This is a genomic window from Bradyrhizobium sp. AZCC 2262, assembly GCF_036924535.1.
Classification (GTDB): Bacteria; Pseudomonadota; Alphaproteobacteria; order Rhizobiales; family Xanthobacteraceae; genus Bradyrhizobium.
The window spans coordinates 9,166,053-9,188,061 of the sequence record NZ_JAZHRT010000001.1; the positions used below are offsets into that span (position 1 = coordinate 9,166,053).

The 22,009-nt window shown below is 64.0% G+C and carries 17 protein-coding genes and 1 pseudogene; 8 read left to right on the forward strand and 10 right to left on the reverse strand.

Annotation, left to right across the window (positions count from 1 at the left end; genetic code table 11):
* Window positions 1-17 precede the first annotated feature (17 nt).
* Complete coding sequence (locus tag V1283_RS43040) at window positions 18-464, forward strand: NfeD family protein (RefSeq protein WP_334392637.1); 447 nt, start codon at window positions 18-20, stop codon at window positions 462-464.
* On the opposite strand, the gene V1283_RS43045 is transcribed toward V1283_RS43040, so the two are convergent.
* A complete protein-coding gene (locus V1283_RS43045) occupies window positions 461-802 on the reverse strand; it encodes a winged helix-turn-helix transcriptional regulator (RefSeq protein ID WP_334392638.1) in 342 nt (113 codons plus the stop codon). The genes V1283_RS43040 and V1283_RS43045 overlap by 4 nt on opposite strands.
* Window positions 803-875: 73 nt before the next feature.
* Here V1283_RS43045 and V1283_RS43050 point away from each other — a divergent pair, with 73 nt between their 5' ends.
* Window positions 876-1,430: a carboxymuconolactone decarboxylase family protein gene (locus tag V1283_RS43050; RefSeq protein ID WP_334392639.1), complete on the forward strand. Its 555-nt coding sequence runs from the start codon at window positions 876-878 to the stop codon at window positions 1,428-1,430.
* A 127-nt stretch (window positions 1,431-1,557) separates the two neighbouring features.
* Here the strand turns inward: V1283_RS43050 and V1283_RS43055 are convergent, their stop codons facing one another.
* Window positions 1,558-2,562 carry a KpsF/GutQ family sugar-phosphate isomerase gene (locus V1283_RS43055; RefSeq protein ID WP_334392640.1) on the reverse strand — a complete coding sequence of 335 codons (1,005 nt, stop codon included), beginning with the start codon at window positions 2,560-2,562 and terminating at the stop codon, window positions 1,558-1,560.
* A gap of 193 nt (window positions 2,563-2,755) precedes the next feature.
* Here V1283_RS43055 and V1283_RS43060 point away from each other — a divergent pair, with 193 nt between their 5' ends.
* Complete coding sequence (locus tag V1283_RS43060) at window positions 2,756-4,468, forward strand: outer membrane beta-barrel protein (RefSeq protein WP_334392641.1); 1,713 nt, start codon at window positions 2,756-2,758, stop codon at window positions 4,466-4,468.
* Between the two features lie 147 nt (window positions 4,469-4,615).
* On the opposite strand, the gene V1283_RS43065 is transcribed toward V1283_RS43060, so the two are convergent.
* Together V1283_RS43065 and gltB are read right to left on the reverse strand one after the other, a co-directional pair.
* On the reverse strand, window positions 4,616-6,073 hold the full coding sequence (locus tag V1283_RS43065; protein ID WP_334392642.1) for a glutamate synthase subunit beta: 1,458 nt from the start codon (window positions 6,071-6,073) through the stop codon (window positions 4,616-4,618).
* Window positions 6,074-6,223: 150 nt separating this feature from the next.
* Window positions 6,224-10,957 (reverse strand): glutamate synthase large subunit, encoded by a 4,734-nt coding sequence (gene gltB / locus V1283_RS43070; protein ID WP_334392643.1) that lies wholly within the window; start codon window positions 10,955-10,957, stop codon window positions 6,224-6,226.
* 479 nt (window positions 10,958-11,436) lie between these two features.
* Here gltB and V1283_RS43075 point away from each other — a divergent pair, with 479 nt between their 5' ends.
* Window positions 11,437-12,141 carry a hypothetical protein gene (locus tag V1283_RS43075; protein ID WP_334392644.1) on the forward strand — a complete coding sequence of 235 codons (705 nt, stop codon included), beginning with the start codon at window positions 11,437-11,439 and terminating at the stop codon, window positions 12,139-12,141.
* A 105-nt stretch (window positions 12,142-12,246) separates the two neighbouring features.
* Here V1283_RS43075 and V1283_RS43080 read toward each other — a convergent pair whose 3' ends face one another.
* Window positions 12,247-12,714, reverse strand: coding sequence for an Hsp20 family protein (locus V1283_RS43080; RefSeq protein ID WP_334392645.1), 468 nt, complete (start codon window positions 12,712-12,714; stop codon window positions 12,247-12,249).
* Between the two features lie 220 nt (window positions 12,715-12,934).
* Between V1283_RS43080 and V1283_RS43085 the strand changes: the two genes are divergently transcribed.
* Complete coding sequence (locus V1283_RS43085; RefSeq protein ID WP_334392646.1) at window positions 12,935-13,882, forward strand: alpha/beta hydrolase; 948 nt, start codon at window positions 12,935-12,937, stop codon at window positions 13,880-13,882.
* Between the two features lie 12 nt (window positions 13,883-13,894).
* Here the strand turns inward: V1283_RS43085 and V1283_RS43090 are convergent.
* A pseudogene (locus tag V1283_RS43090) lies at window positions 13,895-14,554 on the reverse strand (di-heme-cytochrome C peroxidase); the annotation flags it as partial.
* A gap of 158 nt (window positions 14,555-14,712) precedes the next feature.
* Window positions 14,713-16,530: an adenylate/guanylate cyclase domain-containing protein gene (locus V1283_RS43095; protein ID WP_334392647.1), complete on the reverse strand. Its 1,818-nt coding sequence runs from the start codon at window positions 16,528-16,530 to the stop codon at window positions 14,713-14,715.
* A 187-nt stretch (window positions 16,531-16,717) separates the two neighbouring features.
* Here V1283_RS43095 and V1283_RS43100 point away from each other — a divergent pair, with 187 nt between their 5' ends.
* Window positions 16,718-17,362: a LysE family translocator gene (locus V1283_RS43100; protein ID WP_334392648.1), complete on the forward strand. Its 645-nt coding sequence runs from the start codon at window positions 16,718-16,720 to the stop codon at window positions 17,360-17,362.
* Between the two features lie 67 nt (window positions 17,363-17,429).
* Here the strand turns inward: V1283_RS43100 and V1283_RS43105 are convergent, their stop codons facing one another.
* A complete protein-coding gene (locus tag V1283_RS43105) occupies window positions 17,430-18,182 on the reverse strand; it encodes a sulfite exporter TauE/SafE family protein (protein ID WP_334392649.1) in 753 nt (250 codons plus the stop codon).
* 195 nt (window positions 18,183-18,377) lie between these two features.
* Between V1283_RS43105 and V1283_RS43110 the strand changes: the two genes are divergently transcribed.
* Together V1283_RS43110 and V1283_RS43115 are read left to right on the forward strand one after the other, a co-directional pair.
* Window positions 18,378-19,271: a LysR family transcriptional regulator gene (locus V1283_RS43110; protein ID WP_334392650.1), complete on the forward strand. Its 894-nt coding sequence runs from the start codon at window positions 18,378-18,380 to the stop codon at window positions 19,269-19,271.
* A 20-nt stretch (window positions 19,272-19,291) separates the two neighbouring features.
* Window positions 19,292-19,942 (forward strand): glutathione S-transferase family protein, encoded by a 651-nt coding sequence (locus V1283_RS43115; protein WP_334392651.1) that lies wholly within the window; start codon window positions 19,292-19,294, stop codon window positions 19,940-19,942.
* Between the two features lie 15 nt (window positions 19,943-19,957).
* Here V1283_RS43115 and V1283_RS43120 read toward each other — a convergent pair whose 3' ends face one another.
* Window positions 19,958-20,923 carry a Bug family tripartite tricarboxylate transporter substrate binding protein gene (locus V1283_RS43120; RefSeq protein WP_334392652.1) on the reverse strand — a complete coding sequence of 322 codons (966 nt, stop codon included), beginning with the start codon at window positions 20,921-20,923 and terminating at the stop codon, window positions 19,958-19,960.
* 98 nt (window positions 20,924-21,021) lie between these two features.
* Window positions 21,022-22,002, reverse strand: coding sequence for a tripartite tricarboxylate transporter substrate binding protein (locus tag V1283_RS43125; RefSeq protein WP_334392653.1), 981 nt, complete (start codon window positions 22,000-22,002; stop codon window positions 21,022-21,024).
* Between the last annotated feature and the right edge of the window lie 7 nt (window positions 22,003-22,009).

Here is a 22,009-nt window from a genome sequence, read left to right on the forward strand (position 1 = left end):
GATTAGAGGTTCGTGTCATGGCCGAGATGTTTTCTACCCTGGGCACCTGGAACTGGCTGATCTTCGGCTTCATCCTGATGGCGCTGGAGCTCCTGGCACCGGGTGTCTTCATGTTCTGGCTCGGGCTCGCGGCGCTGCTGGTCGGGCTCGTGTCGTTTGCGATCAACCCGTCCTGGCAGACGCAGCTCCTGATGTTTGCGGTGTTCGCGGTCGCCGCCGTGCCGGCGTGGCGCCACTTTGCGCGCAGCGCGTCCAGCCGCAGCGCGAGCAATCCATTCCTCAACAAGCGCACTGAAGCCCTGATCGGCCGCGAATTCACCCTGGAGAGGCCGATCGTCGACGGGACAGGCACGGTGCGGATCGACGACACGATCTGGCGCGTCGCCGGCCCCGACGCGCCAGCCGGCAGCCGCGTCAAGGTCGTGCAGGCCGATGGCGCGAGCCTGACGGTGGCGGCGGCTTAGCTTGCCACTCGCTTGCTCCACCGCTCGGCGAAGTGATGCAGGGGCAGGAAGCTTTCCATCAGTTCCCTGCCCAGTGGGGTGAGGCGATATCCGTCGCCGGCCAGCAGTTCGACGAGGCCGGCCTCGCGCAGCTCCGACAACCGGGCCTGAACAACCGTCGGCGAGGCGTCGTCGCAGGCGGTGCGCAGCGCGCGCGAGGTCAGCGGGACATCGCGCAGCTCCCATACGATCCGCAACGTCCAGCGGCGGCCCAATAGATCGAGCAGGGCCATGACCGGCCGGCCGGTCCTGGAGCCGCGAACGGCAGTTTTCTTGATGGTGGCGGCCGGTTTCGGCATCGAATGCCCTCTTGCATGTTGCTACAAATAATGTAGCGTGTTGCTACGCTATTTGTAGCACGGGAGTCCGCCGATGTCACAGACCGCGCCACGCATCGCGCCGCTTGAGCCGCCTTATGCACCTGATATTGCCGAGCAGTTCGACCGCATCATGCGCGGCGCGCCGCCGCTGGTGCTGTTTCGCGTCATGGCAAGCAACGCCCGCGCCTGGGAAAAATTCCGCGCCGGCAGCCTGCTGGATCGCGGGCCGCTGTCGTTGCGGGAGCGCGAGATCGTTATCGACCGCACCTGCGCGCGAACCGGATGCGAGTACGAATGGGGCGTGCACGTCGCGGCGTTTGCGGCTGCCGCACACCTGACCGAAGAGCAGGTCGGCGCCACCGTGCATGGCGGCGCCACCGAGGCCTGCTGGTCGGAGGCTGAGCAGGCGCTGATCGCGGCCGTCGACGCGCTGCACGACCGCGCAACGCTCGGCGACGCCGAATTCGCGGCGCTGTCGGCGCATTACGATGATGCGAAGATATTGGAGATCATCCTGCTGTGCGGATTCTATCGCACCGTATCGTATCTCGCGAACGGCCTGGCGCTGCCGCTGGAGGACAAGGCGGTGAGGTTTCCGAAGGCCTGACTCGTCATTGCGAGCGAAGCGAAGCAATCCATCTCGCCGCAAGCGGAGGGATGGATTGCTTCGTCGCGTTGCTCCCTTGCGCAAACGCTTCGCGTTTGTCGCAGGCAATGACGGGGAGAGATTGAACCTACGCCACGCCCGCGCGCAGAAAATCGTGCAGATGCACGATGCCGACCGGCTTGCCGGCGTCGGTCACGATCAGCGTCGTGATCTTCGAGGAGTTGAGGATCTCCAGCGCCTCGCCGGCCAGCACGTCGCGGTCGATCGTCTTCGGGTTTTTCGTCATCACCTCGTCGACGGTGGCCGTCATCAGATCGGGGCCCATGTGGCGGCGCAAATCGCCGTCGGTGACGATGCCGACAATATGCCCACGGGCATCGACGATGCCGACGCAGCCAAAACCTTTTGAGGTCATCTCGACCAGCGCGTCGGACATTTTTGTGCCCAGCGGCTTCAGCGGCACTGCGTCGCTCGCGTGCATGAGGTCGCGGGTATATTTCAGCATCGCGCCAAGCTTGCCGCCGGGATGCAGCACGCTGAAATCGGTCGAGGTAAATCCGCGGCCTTCCAGCAGCGCGATCGCCAGCGCGTCGCCAAGCGCCAGCATCATCAGCGAGGAGGTGGTGGGGGCGAGATTATGCGGACAGGCCTCGCGCGCCTTTGGCAGCGTCAGCGCGATGTCGGCCGCCTTCGCGAGCGAGGATTCCCGCTCCGCCGTCATCGCGATCACGGAAATCCGGAACCGCGCGGCGTAGCTGATCAGGTTTTTCATCTCCGGCTGCTCGCCGGACCATGACAGCGCCAGGATGACGTCGTCCGCCGTGATCATGCCGAGATCGCCATGGCTGGCTTCCGCGGCGTGGACGAAGAAGGCGGGCGTGCCGGTGGAGGCAAAGGTCGCGGCGACCTTGCGGCCGATATGGCCTGACTTGCCGAGCCCGGTGACGATCAGCCGTCCCTTGGCGTTCCTGATGAGATCGGCGGCCGCGGTGAAGGGCGCGTGGAGGTCGGATTGCAGCGCTGCCGTGATCGCGGCGATCCCGCTGCCCTCGGCGTCGAGCGTACGCAGGGCCGACTGAACGGCGGCGTCAGTGCCGGATGATTTTGCCATCAGCGGGTTCGGATTAGCCATGTCTGTTTCCAGGGAAGAAGGGGCGTTGCCCCCGGGCCCTTCCTTAGCATGGCCTGTCCCGCGATGCGACGCGCACGGCGGCGCTCTCAACGGCTCATTAACCATAATTGTTTTAACTCCATTAACGACGTGATCCTGCGGGCGCTCGGGGCGCAACAATCAAGCATCTGTTTTTGTTGGAGTATTTCTTGTCGTGAGGGCCAGGCCAGCAACGGGCCGGAACAGCCGCGCGCGCGTCTTTCGCGTAGCCTTGCCGTGCCTTGTGCTGATGGCGCTATCGGGAACCGCAGCGACCGCGCAAACCGTCACGCCGGACCTGTTCAGCTCGACGCGCGCCAGCCAGGTGACGTCGCCGGATTCGCCACTGCGCCGGACCGCGGCGGAGGCGAACGACCCGCTCAACAATCCGAAGCTGCAGGACAACGACAAGAACAGGCCCGCGCTGTCGCGGATCGGACAGATCCCGAAATACGGCCTGCCGGCGGCGAACGGCGCCGCCGATACCGGTTACGACTCGCTCAACCGCAAGCGCAAGAAGCCGAAATATTATCCGGGGCAGGCCAGGCCGAAGCCGCCGGTCGGTCCCGGTAGTCCACCGCCACCGATTGCGTCGAACACGCGGCTGCGGCTTTCGATTCCGCCGTCGGAGTCGGCGCACAAAACGCCGATCCCGCCCGCTATGGCGGGCACGGTGGTGGGACAGCCGTCACGCAAGCGCCTCAGGATCGACGACGATCCGTTCGGCGCGGTCGGCGACTACGCCGGCAGCTTTCTGATCAAATCGGCCGTCGAGTTCTCCGGCGGCTACGATACCAATCCCGGCCGGCTAGCAGCAGCACAAGCCAAGCCATTCTATGTGATCGCGCCGGAATTTCTCGCGGTCTCCGACTGGGAACGTCACGCGCTGGTCGCCGATCTCCGCGGCTCCTTCACCGGTTACGGTAGCAATCTCACGCCGAACGCTGACGGTACGCCGCTGTCGGCGCCGCTGGATATCGATCGGCCGAATTTCATCGGCCATGTCGATGGTCGGCTCGATGTCAGCCGCGACACCCGCCTGGGCGCGCAGGGGCGGCTGTTTGTCTCGACCGACAATCCCGGCAGCCCGAACGTGCAGGCGGGCCTCGCCAGATATCCGATCTACACCACGGTCGGCGGTACCTTGGGCGTCGATCAGAGCTTCAACCGGCTACAGGTTTCCGCCGGCGCCACTGTCGACCGCACCGACTACACCAACTCAAAACTCACCGACGGCACGTCAAGCACCAATGACGACCGCAACTTCACCCAGTACGGCGGCGTCGGCCGCGTCAGCTATGATCTGCGGCCCGGCCTGAAGCCGTTCGTGGAGGTGCAGGGCGACAGCCGCGTGCATGACCTCAGGCTCGACCGCGCCGGCTTTGCGCGCGACTCCAATGGCGGCTATGTCAAGGGTGGCACCAGCTTCGAATTCTCGCGGCTGTTGACCGGCGAAATCGGCGTCGGCTACGCCGCGCGCGATTATGCCGATCCGAGGCTCAATCGCCTCGAAGGCCTGCTGGTCTCGTCCTCGCTGGTCTGGACCGCGACGCCGCTGACGACGGCAAAGTTCTACTCCGACACCACGATCACGGAGACCACGCTGCCCGGCACCTCGGGTGTGCTGACGCACATCTACACCGCCGAGGTCGATCACGACTTCCGCCGCTGGCTGACCGCGATCGGCAAGTTCACCTGGGGCGATCTCGACTATCAGGGCAATCCCAGGCGCGACAAGATCTACACGCTGTTGGGTGAAGCGATCTACAAGATGAACCGCAACCTCTGGCTCAGGGGCACGCTGCGTCGCGACTGGCTGGATTCGAATTTGCCGGGGAATAGCACGGTGTCAACGGTGGTGATGCTGGGCGTGAGAGTGCAGAACTGAAGGGGGCGTTCGCCCCCACTCGTCATGCCCCGCGCAGGCGGGGCATCCAGTACGCCGCGGCTTATCCGGATTTCACGATGGTCTCTGGAATACTGGATCACCCGCCCCAGTGCGCAATTGCGCACAAGGCGGGTGATGACGGCGGAGCTACCGCGGCAGCGTCGTCGTCCCCATCAGATACTGATCGATCGCCCGCGCGCACAGCCGGCCTTCGCGGATCGCCCACACCACCAGTGACTGCCCGCGGCGCATGTCGCCGGCGGAGAACACGTTGGGCAATGAGGTCTGGTAGTCATGCGTGTTGGCGCGGACGTTGCCGCGCTGGTCGAGATCGACGCCGAGGTTCTTCAGCATGCCCTCGTGCACCGGATGCACGAAGCCCATGGCGAGCAGCACGAGCTGGGCGTCGAGTTCGAATTCGGTGCCGGCGATCGGCTTGAACTTTTCATCGACCTGGACGCAATGCAACTTCTGCACCTTGCCGTTCTCGCCGGAGAATTTTTGCGTCAACACCGCGAATTCGCGCTTGGCGCCTTCGGCCTGGCTCGACGAGGTCCGCATCTTCAGGGGCCAGTTCGGCCAGGTTACGCCCTTGTTCTCGTGCTCGGGCGGCGCCGGCATGATTTCCAGTTGTGTGACGGATTTCGCGCCCTGCCGGAATGAAGTTCCGATGCAGTCCGAACCGGTGTCGCCGCCGCCGATCACGACGACATGCTTGCCTTCGGCGAGAATCTCCTTGACGTCGCCGAGCGGCTCGGAGGAGACGCGGCGATTTTGTTGCGGCAGGAAGTCCATCGCAAAATGGATGCCGTCGAGGTCGCGGCCGGGGATCGGCAGATCGCGGCCGGCTTCGGCGCCGCCGGTCAATGCCACTGCGTCATACTGGGCAAGCAGCTCGCGCGGATCGATCGCACCCTCGGACGTGCCGCCGATATGAACGCCGTAATGGAACGTCACGCCCTCGGCTTCCATCTGCGCCACGCGGCGGTCGATGACGTGCTTTTCCATCTTGAAGTCGGGAATGCCGTAACGAAGCAATCCGCCGGCCTTGGCGAATTTTTCGTAGATGTGGACGTCGTGGCCGGCGCGCGCGAGCTGCTGCGCAGCCGCAAGTCCCGCGGGCCCGGAGCCGACGATCGCGACCTTCTTGCCGGTCCTGATAGGCGCAATCTCCGGCTTCAGCCAGCCATTGTCCCAGGCGCGATCGACGATGGCGCATTCGATGGTCTTGATGGTGACCGGGTTGTCGTCGATGTTGAGCGTGCAGGACGCCTCGCAGGGGGCCGGGCAGATGCGGCCGGTGAACTCGGGGAAATTATTGGTCGAGTGCAGGTTGCGAGAGGCCTCTTCCCAGTTGGCCTGATAGACGAGGTCGTTGAAATCGGGGATCTGGTTGTTGACCGGGCAGCCCGGCGTGCCCGGCGCCACCGAGCCGGTGCCGTGGCAATAGGGAATGCCGCAATTCATGCAGCGCGCGGCCTGGTCGCGGGTGTCTTTCTCGCTCAGGGGAATGACGAATTCGCGATAATGCTTCACACGATCGGCGACCGGCGCATACTTGCGGTCATGCCGGTCGATTTCGAGAAAACCTGTGATCTTGCCCATAAAAACTGACGTCCCTGAATCTCTCGTTCGTCTTGTTTCTTCCCGTCACGCCTCCGTCATTGCGAGGAGCGCTGGCGACGAAGCAATCCATGGTTCGGCTTGTGGAGCTATGGATTGCTTCGCTGCGCTCGCAATGACGGGCTCGTGTAACTAAGCCCCGATCGCGATTTTCGGCTCGGCGTCGGCGTTCGCCTTCAATTCCTTCAGCGCACGGCGGTACTCCACCGGGATCACCTTGCGGAATTTCAGGAGCCACGTCTTCCAGTCGGCGAGGATCTCGGCCGCTTTCTTCGAGCCGGTCAGCTTGGCGTGACGCGTGATCAGGATGTGCAGCCGCTCGATATCGGACTCCAGCAGATTGGCGAACACATCGACCCGGCCATGCGCCTCAAGATCGCCGGAGTGATTGTAGGTGCCGGCGTTGATCAGCTCTTCCGAAAGCACCGGCTCGAGCTCGACCATCGAGAGATTGCACAGCTTCTCGAAGTCGCCGGCCTCGTCCAGCACATAGGCGATGCCGCCCGACATGCCGGCCGCGAAGTTGCGCCCGGTCTTGCCCAGCACCACGACGATGCCGCCGGTCATGTATTCGCAGCAATGGTCGCCGGCGCCTTCGACCACCGCGATCGCGCCGGAGTTACGCACCGCGAAGCGCTCGCCGGCGATGCCGCGGAAATAACATTCGCCCTCGATCGCGCCATACATCACCGTGTTGCCGACGATGATGGATTCTTCCGGCACGATGCCGGAATTCCGCGGCGGCTTGACGATGATGCGGCCGCCGGACAGGCCCTTGCCGACATAGTCGTTGCCTTCACCTTCGAGATCGAAGGTGACGCCGCGCGCCAGCCACGCGCCGAACGCCTGGCCCGCCGTGCCCTTCAGGCTGACATGAATGGTGTCATGCGGCAGCCCGGCATGGCCGTAGATCGTGGCGACCTGACCCGACAGCATCGCGCCGGCGGAGCGGTCGGTGTTGTTGATCTCTTCCTCGATTTTCACCGGCGCGCCACGGTCGAGCGCGGCCTGCGCCTTCTCGATCAGGCGGCGGTCGAGCACCTTCTCCAAATGATGGTTCTGGGCCTCGGCGTGATAGATCTTCTGGCCCTTCTCTTCCTTCTGGCGGACGAAGAGTTTTGAGAAGTCGAGCCCCTTGGCCTTCCAGTGCGCCACCAGCGTCGACTGATCGAGCATCTGGGTCTGGCCGACCATCTCGTCGAACTTCTTGTAGCCGAGCTGCGCCATGATCTCGCGCACTTCCTCGGCGACGAAGAAGAAGTAGTTGATGACGTGCTCGGGCTGGCCGGTAAAGCGCTTGCGCAGCACCGGATCCTGCGTCGCGACGCCGACCGGGCAGGTGTTGAGATGGCACTTGCGCATCATGATGCAGCCGGCCGCGATCAACGGCGCGGTGGCGAAGCCGAATTCATCCGCGCCCAACAACGCGCCGATCACGACGTCGCGTCCGGTGCGGAAGCCGCCGTCGACCTGCACCACGATGCGGCTGCGCAGCCGCTCGCGCACCAGCGTCTGGTGGGTTTCGGCAAGGCCGATTTCCCACGGCGAGCCTGCGTGCTTGATCGAGGTCAGGGGGGAGGCACCGGTGCCGCCCTCGAAGCCTGCAATGGTGACGTGGTCGGCGCGCGCTTTCGCAACGCCCGCGGCCACCGTGCCGACGCCGATTTCGGAGACCAGCTTGACCGAAACCTGACCGTCCGGATTGACGTTCTTGAGGTCGTAGATGAGCTGCGCCAGATCCTCGATCGAATAGATGTCGTGATGCGGCGGCGGCGAAATGAGACCGACGCCCGGCGTCGAATGCCGCACGCGCGCAATGGTCGCGTCGACCTTGTGGCCGGGCAATTGGCCGCCTTCGCCGGGCTTGGCGCCCTGCGCCATCTTGATCTGCATCATGTCGGAGTTGACGAGATACTCCGTCGTCACGCCGAAACGGCCCGAGGCGACCTGCTTGATCGCCGAGCGCATGCTGTCGCCGTTCGGCAGCGGCTTGAAGCGATCGGCCTCTTCGCCGCCTTCGCCGGTGTTCGACTTGCCGCCGATCCGGTTCATGGCGATCGCGAGCGTGGTGTGCGCCTCGCGCGAGATCGAGCCGAAGCTCATCGCGCCCGTGGCGAAACGCTTGACGATTTCGGCCGCCGGCTCGACCTGATCAAGCTTTACCGGCTTGCGCTTCTCGTCCTCGGCGGTCTTGAGCCGGAACAGGCCGCGCAGCGTCAAAAGCCGCTCGGACTGCTCATTGAGGATTTTTGCGAACGCCCGGTAACGCTCCTGCGAATTGCCGCGCACGGCGTGCTGCAGCGTGGAGACAGATTCCGCGGTCCATGCATGGTCCTCGCCGCGGGTGCGGTAGGCGTATTCGCCGCCGACATCGAGCGCGGTCTTGTAGACCTGGGCGTCGCCGAACGCGTCGGTGTGGCGGCGCGCGGTTTCCTCGGCGATCTCGGCCAGGCCCACGCCCTCGATGCGGGTATGGGTGCCGGCGAAATACTTGGTGACGAAATCCGCCTTCAGTCCGACGGCGTCAAAAATCTGCGCGCCGCAATAGGACTGGTAGGTCGAGATGCCCATCTTGGACATCACCTTCAAGAGGCCCTTGCCGATCGACTTGATGTAGCGCTTGACGATCTCGTAGTCGTCGAGCGAGCCCGGCAGCCGATCCTTCATCGCGATGATGGTCTCGAACGCCAGGTACGGATTGATCGCCTCGGCGCCGTAGCCGGCCAGGCAGGCGAAATGATGCACTTCGCGCGGCTCGCCGGATTCGACGACGAGACCAACCGAGGTGCGCAATCCCGTGCGGATCAGATGATGATGCACGGCGGCGCAGGCGAGCAGCGAGGGGATCGGAATCCGGTCCGAGCCCGCCATGCGGTCCGACAGGATGATGATGTTGACGCCTTCGCGCACCGCGCCTTCGGCGCGCGCGCAGAGTTCGTCGAGCACCTGCTCCATGCCCGCCGCGCCGAAGCCGGCATGGAAGGTGGTGTCGAGCGTGCGCGACTTGAAATGGGTGTCCGCGATATCGGAGATCGAGCGGATCTTTTCCAGGTCCGCATCGGTCAGGATCGGCTGGCGCACTTCGAGCCGCTTGGTCGAGGCCATGCCCTGCAGGTCGAACAGGTTCGGCCGCGGCCCGATGATAGAGACGAGGCTCATCACGAGCTCTTCGCGGATCGGATCGATCGGCGGATTGGTGACCTGTGCAAAGTTCTGCTTGAAATAGGTGAACAGCGGCTTCGGCCGGTCCGACAGCGCCGAGATCGGCGTGTCGTTGCCCATCGAGCCGGCGGCTTCCTCGCCGGTGGCGGCCATCGGCGTCATCAGGATGGTGACGTCTTCCTGGCTGTAGCCAAACGCCTGCTGCCGGTCCAAGAGCGGCAGGTTCGAGCGCATGCCCTTGGTGGGCGCGTCGGGCAATTCCTCCAGCACGAGTTGGGTGCGATGCAGCCAGTCGCTGTAGGGATGGCTCTTGGCGAGCGTCGCCTTGATCTCGTCGTCGGGAATCAGGCGTCCCTGTTCGAGGTCGACCAGCAGCATCTTGCCGGGCTGCAGCCGCCACTTGGTGACGATCTGGTCCTCGGGGATCTTCAGCACGCCCATTTCGGACGCCATCACGATGCGGTCGTCCTTGGTGACGAGGTAGCGCGCCGGACGCAGTCCGTTGCGGTCGAGGGTGGCGCCGATCTGGCGGCCGTCGGTGAAGGCGATCGCGGCGGGGCCGTCCCACGGCTCCATCAGGGCGGCGTGATATTCGTAGAAGGCGCGGCGCGTCTCATCCATCAGGGGATTGCCGGCCCACGCTTCCGGAATCATCATCATGACGGCGTGCGGCAGCGAGTAGCCGCCCTGCACCAGGAATTCGAGCGCGTTGTCGAAGCAGGCGGTGTCGCTCTGGCCTTCATATGAGATCGGCCACAGTCGGCTGATGTCCTTGCCGTAGAGCTCCGAATGCACGGAGGCCTGGCGCGCCGCCATCCAGTTGACGTTGCCGCGCAGCGTGTTGATTTCGCCGTTGTGGGCGATCATCCGGTACGGATGCGCCAGCGACCAGGTCGGGAAGGTGTTGGTCGAGAAGCGCTGATGCACCAGCGCCAGCGCGCTTTCGAAATCCTTTTCGTGCAGATCGGGATAATACTTGCCGAGCTGGTCGGCGAGGAACATGCCCTTGTAGATCACGGTGCGGCACGACAGCGAGACCGGGTAATAGCCCGCCAGCCCGCGGTCACGGCGCTGATAGATCGCCTGCGAGATCGACTTGCGCAGAATGTAGAGCCTGCGCTCGAATTCCTCCTCGGTCTTCGCCGTGCCGTTGCGGCCGATGAATACCTGCATGTGATAGGGTTCGGTCGGCTTGACGGTTTCGCCGAGCGAGGAGTTGTCGGACGGCACGTCGCGCCAGCCGAGCAGCAGCAGGCCCTCTTCCTTTATCTGCTCGGCGACGATGCTCTGGATCACCTTCCGCCAAGCCGTTTCCTTCGGCATGAACAGCGCACCGATCGCGTAGTGGCCCGGCTCCGGCAGCTGGAAGCCGATCTCGGCTGCCTTGCGCGAGAAGAAGGCGTGCGGAATTTGCACGAGAATGCCGGCACCGTCGCCGGCGCGCGGATCGGCGCCAACAGCGCCGCGATGTTCGAGGTTGCACAGAATGTTGATCGCGTCGGAGACGATCTGATGTGACTTCTTGCCCTTGATGTTGGCGATGAAGCCGACGCCGCAGGCATCCTTCTCCATGCTGAGGTCGTACAAGCCCTCGGCCGGCGGGCGCCAAGTATGTTCGCGCGCGATGTCGGCCGGTTTCGAAGCCGCGGTCGCCGACAGGGTTTCTGCCACGAAATTTTCGCGCTCGAATTCCGACCCGCTCATCTCATTCCTCTCAAAAAGGCTAAGGGCCTCACCGCATCGTCGGCGCACCTTGGGCGCTTGCGGCACCCACCGGGCCACCGCTCGTCCGCCGCGAGCCGCAATTTCTTAAATTCAGGCCTGGGCGTTCAACGTCCCTGAGGAACGGCCTTGCCTGCACTGCCCTGGAGCTCGTAGCGCCACGGTTTCGTTGCAATCCCTGTGCCGAGACCGCCCCGCAATTAAGACAGCGATACTGTCCTAACTCCGACCATGCCAAATTTTTGTCTATCACACAAGCGCGTGAAAGTCCTCGCCCGCATGCGGATCGGCGCTTGGTGGCCGGGGAAAAACCCGCCGTCGGGCGTTTGCGGCAGCGGCGCCGCGATCCGGCCCAAGGTCTGCCGGATTTCGCACTGAAATTCGAGGCTTGGGCCGGCAGGCGAGAGAGCGAAATGCTCCCGCTCGGGCCCGGCGGCTGCGGGGCTTACAGGAGCTTTCGGATGAAGTTGTTCACGGGATCTTTAGCGGCGGGACTGGTCCTTCTTGCGGGCAGCGCGCAGGCGCAGGTGCCCGGACCTTACGAGAACGGACGCCCCCCATACACGGCGGCATCGGATTTCGGCGCCCCCTATGCGGTGGCGCCGCGCCCGGTTCCCGGGCCGCACTTCGAACCCGGGCTGCGCTACGGAGACAGCCCAAGCCTGCTGCCCTCGTTAGAAGTCTACTCCGTGCTGCGCGACAATGGATTCTCCCCGCTCGGCATCCCAAGGCTCCGCGGCTTCGTCTACACGATTGCGGTGATTGACCACGGCGGCGCGGACGGCCGGCTGGTGATCGACGCGCGCAACGGCCGGATTATCCGTTTCGTGCCGGCCCGCGGGATGGGCGATAATTACTACGAAGACCAGAGCGCCCTCGGCGGACCCTCCGCGGCTCCGCCGCCGCAGGCCCATGTCGAGGGTTCAGCGCCGCCGTCACGGCCAGCCGCTCATGTTGCGACCCGCACCGTGCCGATGCCGAAGGCAAAGCCGCTTGCCGCCAAACCCGCCCCCGTGCCGGCGCCGATCCAGCAGGCGGCAGCCCCTGCCCCGAAGCCGGCCGAAGTGCAGGCGGCCGCCCCGGTGACAACAGGCTCGGTTTCAGCCAAGCCCGCCCCGCAGATTGCACCGACCCAGGACATGCCCACGATGCAGGGGCTCGAGTAACTCCGGCATCGCCTTGCGATCTCAGGGACAACGGCAACAAAAAACGCCCCGGTTTCCCGGGGCGTTTTCGCGTTCTGCCAATACCGGCCGAAAACCTTGGCCGCGTTACGCGGCGACCGAAGCGTCGACCACCTGCGGGGTCTGCGCGCCGGAGTTGATCGGAATGCTGCGCGGCTTCTTGGCCTCGGGGATCTCGCGGACGAGATCGACGTGGAGCAGGCCATGCTCGAGCGAGGCGTTCTTCACCTGCACGAAATCGGCAAGCTGGAAGATGCGCTCGAAGGCACGCGCCGCGATGCCGCGGTAGAGCACTTCCGAATTGTCCTTGCCGTTCTCGTTGGCGGTTTTCTCGCCCTTGATCGTCAGCGTGTTTTCCTTCGCGACGATCGAAAGCTCGCCTTGTGAGAAGCCGGAGACCGCAACGCTGATGCGGTAGGCGTTCTCACCGGTGCGCTCGATGTTGTAGGGGGGATAACCGGGGCTGCCGTCTGACGTCACCTGATCGAGCAGGTTGAAGAAGCGGTCGAAGCCGACGGTGGAACGATAAAACGGAGTGAGATCGTAGGTACGCATAGGTAGTCCTCCATTGAGCGACTGTTTCAGTTACCCGCCCGCCATCGGGCCGGGCCTAGTCTTCGTGCAGCCTTTGCGTTTCGAGCCCGAAACACTGGTAGCGGCCTGCACAGAAATGATATGGGAGGGGTGAAACGGCGTTCAAGAGGGGCCAAACAGCTCGTTCTCGACGCTCCCCACCCTTGATTTCCAGCCCTTTTCACCTAGCCGGTTTCTCCTCATGACGCTCGTCTCTATCCCCGCTAATCCGGTTCCGGAGGACGTCGTCTCAGGCACCATCAAGACGCCCGACGGCGCGGAATTGCGGTTCGCGCGCTGGGCGCCGCCGGCGGGACGCAAGGGCACGGTCTGCGTTTTCACCGGGCGGAGCGAGTCGATCGAGAAATATTTCGAGACGGTGCGGGACTTGCGCGATCGCGGATTTGCGGTGGCGATGATCGACTGGCGCGGCCAGGGGCATTCCTCGCGCCGCCTGCGCGATCCGCGCAAGGGCTATGTTCGCGACTTCTCCGATTACGAGGTCGACGTCGAAACCTTCGTGCAGCAGGTGGTGCTGCCGGATTGCCCACCGCCCTTTTTCGCGCTGGCGCATTCGATGGGCGGCGCGGTCATGCTGCGGGTCGCGCATGCGGGAAAACGCTGGTTTGACCGCATGGTGCTGTCGGCGCCGATGATCGACCTGCCGGGGCGCCGGACCGCGTTCCCGACGCGGACGTTGCTGCGGGTCATGCGGCTGATGGGGCAGGGCGGCCGCTACGTGCCCGGCGGCAGCGATGCGCTGACCGGAACGGAATCCTTCATCAACAACCCCTTCACCAGCGATCCCGTACGCTACGCCCGCAACGCAGCCATCCTGGAAGAAGACCCGACGCTCGGCCTCGGCTCGCCGACAGTGGCCTGGGCCGATACCGCGTTCAGGGCGATGCATACCTTTCGTGGCATCAACTACCCGTCTGAAATCCGCCAGCCGATCCTGATGCTCGCAGCCAGCAACGACACCATTGTTTCCACAGCAGCGATCGAGGAATTCGCCTACCATCTGCGCGCCGGCTCGCATCTGGTGATCGCGGGCTCCCGGCACGAGATCCTGCAGGAGCAGGACCGCTACCGCGCGCAATTCTGGGCGGCGTTCGACGCCTTCGTGCCGGGCACGCCGCTGTTCAAGTGAGGCTCAACGCGGGGCCGGCTTCGGCAGCCGTGCCGTAATCCGATCGGGCAGCCGGCGTTCGACGAACAGGGTCCTGACTTCCGCGACGCTGAGGTAACGCTCTTCGCCTTCGCCCTTGCCGAGGATTTTCAGCAGCACCGGCCATTCGCCCTTCATGAGCATAGGATAGTACCAGTGCGCCGCAGCGCCGTCGCGCTTGATATTGGCCTTCATGAAGGTGTCGATCTCTTTCGCCGTCAGGCCGCGCTCGACGCCGCCGGCAGGATCGTTGCGGTCCTTGCCGAAGCCGGCGAGCCGGGCGATTTCGTCCTCATGGACCTTCGCATCGACGTCGAGAATGCGCGAGCCGCCGCCGTGCTTGTCGAGTGGGCCATCGCGCAGCTCGTCGAGAACCGCGCCGGAGGTCGCGCTCTTCAACACGCGCAGCGGCCCGAGGCCGTTTGCAATGACGGCGACCATCCAGGTCTCCAGCCGCACCTTCTTTTCGGCAGGTCCCGTTTCACCGCTCGCAGCCCCGATCATTTCGGAGAGTTTTGAAAGCGGCACGACGTGGCCGCCGACGTAGCCATTGGCGACCAGCGCGCGCAAGAACGGGCAGGGATTGTTGGATGAAACGGGGATCTGCCCGGCTGGCGTGGTGCCCGGAGCAGTACGGATGGGGGTGTCCGACATGGCTTCAAATCCTCAAAGCGCCAAGTATGAAAATCGGTCCGCTGCCAAGGCGAAGCGGGTGACGGTTCTGAAAAAGGGAATTCGGTGGCGCGCTACTTCAGCGTGTGGGCAAGTTTGGCGGAATTCGACGCCATGTCAACCGACCGGCTTGCACACGCTCAGGAATCTGCGGCGAGCTTTGGCGAGGGTTCGACGAGGGTCAGTCGGCTGAAAGGAATGCCGGCCTTCACAAGGCCGTCGCGGTAATGGGCGATGTCGGCCGGCAGCTTCCAGTGGAAATTGCGCAAATGCCGATCGACAGTAAGGCTGGGATAGTTGCTGAGCAGAACCTCGGCCGCCGTTGCCGCCTCCGAATTTCGTCCCAATTGGGCGAGCGCCGCCGCGCGGATCGCGAGTGCCTGAAGCATATTGGGATTGGTGTAGAGCTGCTCCCGCGCCCAGGACAGCGAAGCATCGTACTGCCCGAGCAGGTAGTGGCTGAACGCGTTGACGGCCGCCCATTGATACCGGGGATCGTTGTTGCCGCTCTGCGCTGCCATCGTAAACAGTTCGATCGCGGGTCGGTGTTCGCCGGACACAAGATGACAAATCCCAAGCACGCCGCGGGCGCCCATATCATACGGATTGAGCCCGACCGCCCGCTTGGCGGCATCCATCGCCGTCTCGTGGTGCCCTCCCGCTGCGTTCAGATAGGCGAGAGTCTGGAAGGCAAAGGACGAACGGGGATCGAGCCGGACACTGCTTTCCGCAAGACTCATTGCGTAGTCAAACATTTCGCGGGTGCTCCGGATCCATCCGAACTGGATGCCCTGGATCTGGATCGTGGCGAGATAGGCGCGGGCGATCGACAATGTCGGATCGAGCGCGATGGCTTCCTTGAACAAACTGATCGAGGTTTCGAGATCGGCCTGCGTCTGCAAATAGTAGTAGGAGAGCCCTTTCAGGAAACGATCCCAGGCGGTGAGGTCGTTCGAGTTCGAGCGCGGCGGGGCGGATGCTTCCGCCCGGTAGATCTCGGCCGCGATCGCCGCCGACAGGCTGGTGGTGATCTCGTCCTGCATGGCGAACAGGTCGCCCATGTCGCGGTCGAACCGGCCGGTCCATAACTGCTCACCGGTCTCCGGCGCAATCAGCTCAGCGGTGATGCGAATCTTGGTTCCGGCGCGTCGCACCGAGCCCTGGATCAGGTAGCTCGCGTCGATCTCGCGCGCGATCAGGCGCGTGCTCAGGCTTTTGCCCTTGAACGGGAAGGTCGAGTTCCGGCTCAGCACCCGGTAGAACGATTGCAGCGAAAGCGCGTGGATCAGGTCCTCGGTGAGCCCGTCGGAAAAATACTCGTCGGCGCTTTCGCTCAAATTCGCAAACGGGAGCACGCCCACGATAGCGGTGCGATACTGGGCTGGAAGGTTCGCGACCGACGTTTCGGTCGAGCCTCTCTGGACGCCCCGGCCTGCGTTGTCGTTTCCGGCGGGTTGCCAGGTCCAGACGTGGATCGGCTCCTCGATGTTCTTGAACCGGTGCGGGCCGGCATCGACCAGGGGGACGCTGAGACGTTTGCCGGCCTCATGACAGGCCTTGCCCGAAACCGCCAGGCCGCCGGGGGCGGCGACCGATTCGAGCCGGACGGCGATGTTGACGTCGTCGCCGAACACTTCGTCTTCGTCGGCCATCACATCCCCCATGTGGATGCCCATGCGGAACTGCATGATGCGATCGGCGGGGAGGTGATCGTTTCGCTCGGCCATCACAATTTGCATCGCGATCGCGGCCTCGATGGCCCCGACGATGCTGGGGAATTCCAGCAGGAAGCCGTCGCCGGTGTTCTTCACCAGGCGGCCGCCGTGATTGAGGATGAACGGATAGATCGCGCTTCGATGGGCCTTGAACGTGGCGTGCGTCCCCGCCTCGTCGGCTCCCATCATGCGGGAATAGCCGGCGACGTCAGCACAGACGATGGCTGCCAGGCGTCTTTCCATGTCCCCACTATATCCCCAACGGCGCCGGAATGGCGGATAACCACTACGTGGTCCACCAACCGATTCCAATGTTTATAAAATATGCGCGATCTGGGGAAAGCCCAATTTTCTCATGATAGTACTGCAACCTCACGAATTGGGCACGCGCCCAAATAAGGCCCTCAGGCTGCAAGGGAACCCGGCAACGATGGTTGAAACGCTCGGCATTCACGAACTCTGGCTGTTCATCCTGTCGGGATTACTGCTCAATGTCACCCCGGGGCCGGACACCGCCTATATTATCGGCCGCGGCATCCAGTTCGGATGGCGCGGCGGGGCGGCGGCGGCGACGGGGATCAGCGTCGGCTGCCTCGTTCACGTGTTCGGCGCCGCCATCGGCCTGTCGGCGCTGTTGATGGCGTCGTCCGCCGCCTTCACGGTGCTGAAATGGGCCGGTGCCGCCTATCTGTTGTTTACGGGCATCCAGATGTTGCTGTCACATTCGCGTCCGCTGGCGGAGGCGGCCGGGGAAGGCAACGAGACGTCGCTTGCCCGCGTGTTCTGGCAGGGCGCCCTGACCAACGTGCTCAATCCGAAGGTGGCGCTGTTCTTCCTGGCGTTCCTGCCGCAATTCGTGGCGGCGGAATCTGTCCACAAGACGCTGGCCTTCCTGGTGCTCGGGCTGATCTTCATCACCAGCGGCACGTTGTGGTGCTTCGGCCTTGCCGCCTTCGCGGCCAGGGCCGCCGGCCGCATCCGGCAATCGGCCGGCGCGATGGCCTGGGTCAACCGGGCTCTCGGGGGGCTGTTCGTCTATCTCGGCATCCGCGTCGCGATGCTGGAGGCGCGCTAGGTTCGGCTGTCTGCCTATCGGAGAATTTCTTCGCAAGGAATTCTCGGGATTTCCTGCGTGGCTTTAGTTACGACATCAGTTTCGCAAGCGCATTGCTGGTGAGATAGAGACCGAGAACAATCATGCCGATCTGGAACCAGCGCCGAAAGACATCCGGCTGCAGCCGCGTCCGTACCGCCTGTCCGATAAACATGCCGGCAAAGGACGCTGCCATGGCGACCGCGCCGGGCAGTGCGGTTGCGGCCGTCAATAGACCGGCGCCGGTGAGGTTGAGGCCAAGCGCCAGGGTCGCCACCGTGAAGAACACGCCCAACGCCTGGATCAGCTCTTCCTTCTCCATGCCGATCGCCTGCAGGAATGGCACCGACGGAATGACCTGCACGCCGGTTGCCGCCGAAATCATGCCGGTGATCAGCCCGACGATGCCGCCGACCCATTTTTCGTTCCGGGGCGCGATGGTGAAATCGAATTTGCAGAGGCCAATGATGGCGTTTATTGCCAGCAACAGGCCGAGCGCGATGGTGGTGTAGCGCGCATAGGGCCCGGTCAGCGACCCTGCATTGAGCCAGATGCCGGCGGCCGTTCCGGCCAGCAATGGCCATAGCCGCCGGAAAATATCGCGCAGATAGGGACCGCCGAAGGTTTGCCAGATGTTGGTGACGATCGCCGGCACGATGACGATGGCGATCGCCTGGGCCGGCGGCATCGACACCGCAAGCAGGCCCATCGACACCGTCGGCAGGCCGAGGCCGAGTGCGCCCTTCACGAAGCCCGCGAGTAGGAAGGCGGCAGTAACGAGGAGAAGCAGGGAATCGAACATGGGACGACATTGACCTATCGGCATAACGGGCACAATCTGGAGATTACGGAGATAGCTTTCGGCTATACCGAAGGCTTGAGAGCCCCCGTCCGTCATTGCGAGGAGCGAAGCGACGAAGCAATCCACCTCCCCGCGTGTGGCGACATGGATTGCTTCGCTGCGCTCGCAATGACGGCTTCAACGTCAGGGATACCGATGCGCTTCGATCTGGTCGATCTTCAGCTCTTCGTCGCGGTGGCCGAGACGCGCAGCATTACCAACGGCGCGCAACGGGTTCATCTGGCGCTGGCGTCGGCGAGCGAGCGGATCAAGGGGCTGGAGGAGGCGCTCGGCGTTGCGCTGCTGACGCGTGGCCGTCGCGGCGTCGAGCTGACGCCTGCCGGTGAAAACCTGCTCGATCACGCGAGGGTCGTGCTCCACAATGTAGAGGCGATGCGCGGCGATCTCCTGGCCTTTGCCCGTGGAACGAAAGCCACCGTGCGCTTCATCGCCAACACGTCGGGGCTCTCGGAATATCTGCCGAAGACGCTGGCCGCTTTCCTGAGCCAGCATCCCCATATCTCGATCGACGTCGAGGAGCGCGAAAGCTCTGAAATCGCCCGTGCCATTGTCACTGATGCCGCTGATCTCGGGCTCGCCGCCGAACACGCGCTGCCGGACAATATCGAGCGGATGCCGTTCAGCGAAGATCGTCTGGTACTGGTCACCGCGCGGGAGGACGAACTGGCGACCCGGCGACAGGTCGATTTCGGCGACGTGGTGAAGCGCGATTTCGTCGGCCTGATCAGCTCGATCGCGCTGCATGCCCATATCAGCGGGCACGCGGCGCGTCTGGGCGCACGACTGCGCTTTCGTGCGCGGTTGAACAGTTTCGATGCGATCGGCCAGATGGTCGCCGCCGGCATCGGGATTGGTGTGATGCCTGAAGTCGCGGCAAAACGATGCGCGCGATCGATGAAGATCAATGTCGTCAGGATCAGGGATTCCTGGGCCAACCGGAAGCTCGTGATCTGCGCGCGAAGCTTTCGGGCGCTGCCCAAGCCCGCGCAGCAATTGGCGGAGCACCTCCGCAAATCTGCGCCACGCTGAACATATGAAGGGAGAACGAAATGCTGAAGGTCTGGGGACGCCGCAGTTCTTTCAACCTCCAGAAGGTCATGTGGCTGATCGGCGAGCTCGAGCTGCCGCATGAACATATCGATGCCGGGGGGCAATTTGGCGGGCTCGATACGCCTGATTTCCTCGCGATGAATCCCCATGGCCGCATTCCCGTAATCCGGGACGACGCCGCCACGGTCTGGGAATCGCACGCGATCCTTCGCTACCTTGCCGCGCGCCATGGCGCCGGACGGTTCTGGTCGGACGATCCCGTCGCGCGCGCCGCCGTCGACGGCTGGATGGACTGGTCGCATACCGCGCTGCAGCCCGATTTTCTGGTCGGCGTGTTCTGGGGCTTCTATCGCACGCCTGACGACAAGCGGAACTGGCCGGCGATCAATGCCGCGCTGGCACGGTGCGCCAAGGATTTCGGCAAGCTGGACCGGTTGCTGGAAGGCCGGTCTTTCCTGCTTGGCGAGACGCTGTCGCTCGCCGACATTACCGCAGGGACGTCGCTGTACCGGTATTTCGAACTCGAGATCGAGCGGCCGCAGCTCGCGGGCGTGGAGCGCTGGTACCGCGCGCTAAGGGAGCGCGAAGCGTTCCGAACCCACATCATGATTCCGTTCGGCGAATTGCGCGGACGCCTGCTTGATGCCTGACAGGGAAGTTGGCCGTCATTTGCCCGTGGTAAGGCCGGCGGCCTTGATGACGCGCGCCCACTTTTGACTCTCGGTTCCGATGTAGTCGCGAAACTGCGCCGGCGTGTTGCCGGCGACCGTCAGGCCCTGATCGGCGAGCTTCTGCTTGACCTGCGGATCGTTCATCGCCTCGTTGGCGACGCGGTTCAGCATGGTGACGATCGGCTCGGGCGTTCCGCCCGGCGCGAGCATGCCGTACCAATTTTCGATCAGGATATCGGGCATGCCGACCTCCGCGGTGGTCGGCACGTCGGGCGAGGTGGGCGCGCGGTTGGGCGCGCCGAGGGCGATCGGGCGCAGGGTGCCGGCCTTGATGTGCGGCAGCAGCACCGGCAAATCGAGGAACGCCATCTGCACCTGCTGGCCGAGCAGATCGTTGATGGCGGGCGCGGCGCCGCGATAGGGAATGTGCACGATGTCGATGTTGGCCGTCATCTTGAGCAGTTCACCGGCCAGATGCGGCAGACCGCCGACGCCGGCCGATGCGAAATTGAGTTTCCCCGGCTGGGCCTTGGCGAGCGCGATCAGCTCTTTCATGTTATTGGCGGGCACGTTGCTGGCGACCACGAGCATTTCCGGCACTGTCGTCACCAGCGTGACGGGCACGAAATCCTTTGCGACGTCGTAAGGCACTTTCTCCAGGATCGGATTGATGACCAGCGAACTCGCGCTCACGATGCCTATCGTGTAGCCGTCGGGAGCCGCCTTTGCGATCGCATCGGTGCCGAGCACGCCGGCCTGGCCGCCGCGATTGTCGACCAGAACCGGCTGCTTTGTGATTTCCGACATGCGCTGGCCGACCAGGCGCGCGATGATGTCGTTCGGGCCGCCGGCTGGAAACGGTACGATCAGCCGGATCGGTTTGCTCGGGAAATCCTGCGCTGCCGCCGCCGCTGGCAGCAGCACGGACAATCCGGTGAGAAGCACGCGAAGAGCCTTCATGAAGCCTCCGGTAACTTGCCGTGGCCGGGTCGGACGTCCCGGCCATTTATGTCTTTAGTGCACCAATAAACCGAGACGGGCGTTTGGCGCCGTGATGCTCACTTCGTCGTCACGACCCCTGCGTCCTTGATCACCTTCGCCCACTTCTTGATTTCGCTGTCGATGAAGCCGCGGAAATGTTCCGGCGCGTCACCGATCAGCGTCGCGCCCTGGGCCGCGAGCTTTTCTTTCACGGTCGGATCGGTCATCGCTTCGGTCGTGATCTTGTGCAGGCTAGCTATGATCGTCGGCGGGGTGGCGGCGGGCGCCACCATGCCATACCAGTTCTCGATGATCATGCCGGGCATCCCGGCCTCGGCGGTGGTCGGTACCTCCATCGCCGTCGGCGCCCGCTCGGGCGCGCCGATCGCGATCGGCCGCAATGCGCCAGCCTTGACCTGCGGCAACAGCACCGGCAAATCGAGGAACGTCATCTGCACCTGCTGGCCGAGCAGATCGTTCACCGCCGGCGCGGCGCCGCGGTAGGGCACGTGCACGATGTCGATGTTGGCCGTCAGCTTGAGCAGCTCGCCGGCCAGATGCGGCAGGCTGCCGGGACCGGACGAGGCGAAATTGAGTTTCCCGGGCTGCGCCTTGGCAAGCGCAATCAGCTCTTTCATGTCCTTGGCGGGGACGTTGGTCGCGACCACCAGCATCTCGGGTACGGTAGCGACCAGCGTCACCGGCGCGAAATCCTTCAGCGTATCGTAGGCGACCTTTTCCATGCTCGGGCTGATCGCGAGCGCGCCCGCGCTTGAGATCGCGATGGTGTAGCCGTCGGCTGGGGCCTTGGCGACCGCGTCGGTGCCGAGCACGCCGCCCTGGCCGCCGCGGTTGTCGATCAGCACCGGCTGCTTCGCAATCTCGGACATGCGCTGGCCGATCACGCGCGCGATGATGTCGTTGGGGCCGCCGGCGGGGAACGGCACAACCAGCTTGATCGGTTTTGCGGGGAAATCCTGCGCTGAAGCCAAGGCTGGTAACAATACCGGCAACGATAGTAGCGTTAGTCCGGCAAACAGCCCGCTCAGAAATCTCATGAATACT

What these genes read in the sequence shown, in the direction of transcription:
- V1283_RS43040 (WP_334392637.1), top strand. Translation starts at nt 18, where the DNA reads ATGGCCGAGATGTTTTCTACCCTGGGCACCTGGAACTGGCTGATCTTC.
- V1283_RS43045 (WP_334392638.1), bottom strand. Translation starts at nt 802, where the DNA reads ATGCCGAAACCGGCCGCCACCATCAAGAAAACTGCCGTTCGCGGCTCC.
- V1283_RS43050 (WP_334392639.1), top strand. Translation starts at nt 876, where the DNA reads ATGTCACAGACCGCGCCACGCATCGCGCCGCTTGAGCCGCCTTATGCA.
- V1283_RS43055 (WP_334392640.1), bottom strand. Translation starts at nt 2,562, where the DNA reads ATGGCTAATCCGAACCCGCTGATGGCAAAATCATCCGGCACTGACGCC.
- V1283_RS43065 (WP_334392642.1), bottom strand. Translation starts at nt 6,073, where the DNA reads ATGGGCAAGATCACAGGTTTTCTCGAAATCGACCGGCATGACCGCAAG.
- gltB (WP_334392643.1), bottom strand. Translation starts at nt 10,957, where the DNA reads ATGAGCGGGTCGGAATTCGAGCGCGAAAATTTCGTGGCAGAAACCCTG.
- V1283_RS43075 (WP_334392644.1), top strand. Translation starts at nt 11,437, where the DNA reads ATGAAGTTGTTCACGGGATCTTTAGCGGCGGGACTGGTCCTTCTTGCG.
- V1283_RS43080 (WP_334392645.1), bottom strand. Translation starts at nt 12,714, where the DNA reads ATGCGTACCTACGATCTCACTCCGTTTTATCGTTCCACCGTCGGCTTC.
- V1283_RS43085 (WP_334392646.1), top strand. Translation starts at nt 12,935, where the DNA reads ATGACGCTCGTCTCTATCCCCGCTAATCCGGTTCCGGAGGACGTCGTC.
- V1283_RS43095 (WP_334392647.1), bottom strand. Translation starts at nt 16,530, where the DNA reads ATGGAAAGACGCCTGGCAGCCATCGTCTGTGCTGACGTCGCCGGCTAT.
- V1283_RS43100 (WP_334392648.1), top strand. Translation starts at nt 16,718, where the DNA reads ATGGTTGAAACGCTCGGCATTCACGAACTCTGGCTGTTCATCCTGTCG.
- V1283_RS43105 (WP_334392649.1), bottom strand. Translation starts at nt 18,182, where the DNA reads ATGTTCGATTCCCTGCTTCTCCTCGTTACTGCCGCCTTCCTACTCGCG.
- V1283_RS43110 (WP_334392650.1), top strand. Translation starts at nt 18,378, where the DNA reads ATGCGCTTCGATCTGGTCGATCTTCAGCTCTTCGTCGCGGTGGCCGAG.
- V1283_RS43115 (WP_334392651.1), top strand. Translation starts at nt 19,292, where the DNA reads ATGCTGAAGGTCTGGGGACGCCGCAGTTCTTTCAACCTCCAGAAGGTC.
- V1283_RS43120 (WP_334392652.1), bottom strand. Translation starts at nt 20,923, where the DNA reads ATGAAGGCTCTTCGCGTGCTTCTCACCGGATTGTCCGTGCTGCTGCCA.
- V1283_RS43125 (WP_334392653.1), bottom strand. Translation starts at nt 22,002, where the DNA reads ATGAGATTTCTGAGCGGGCTGTTTGCCGGACTAACGCTACTATCGTTG.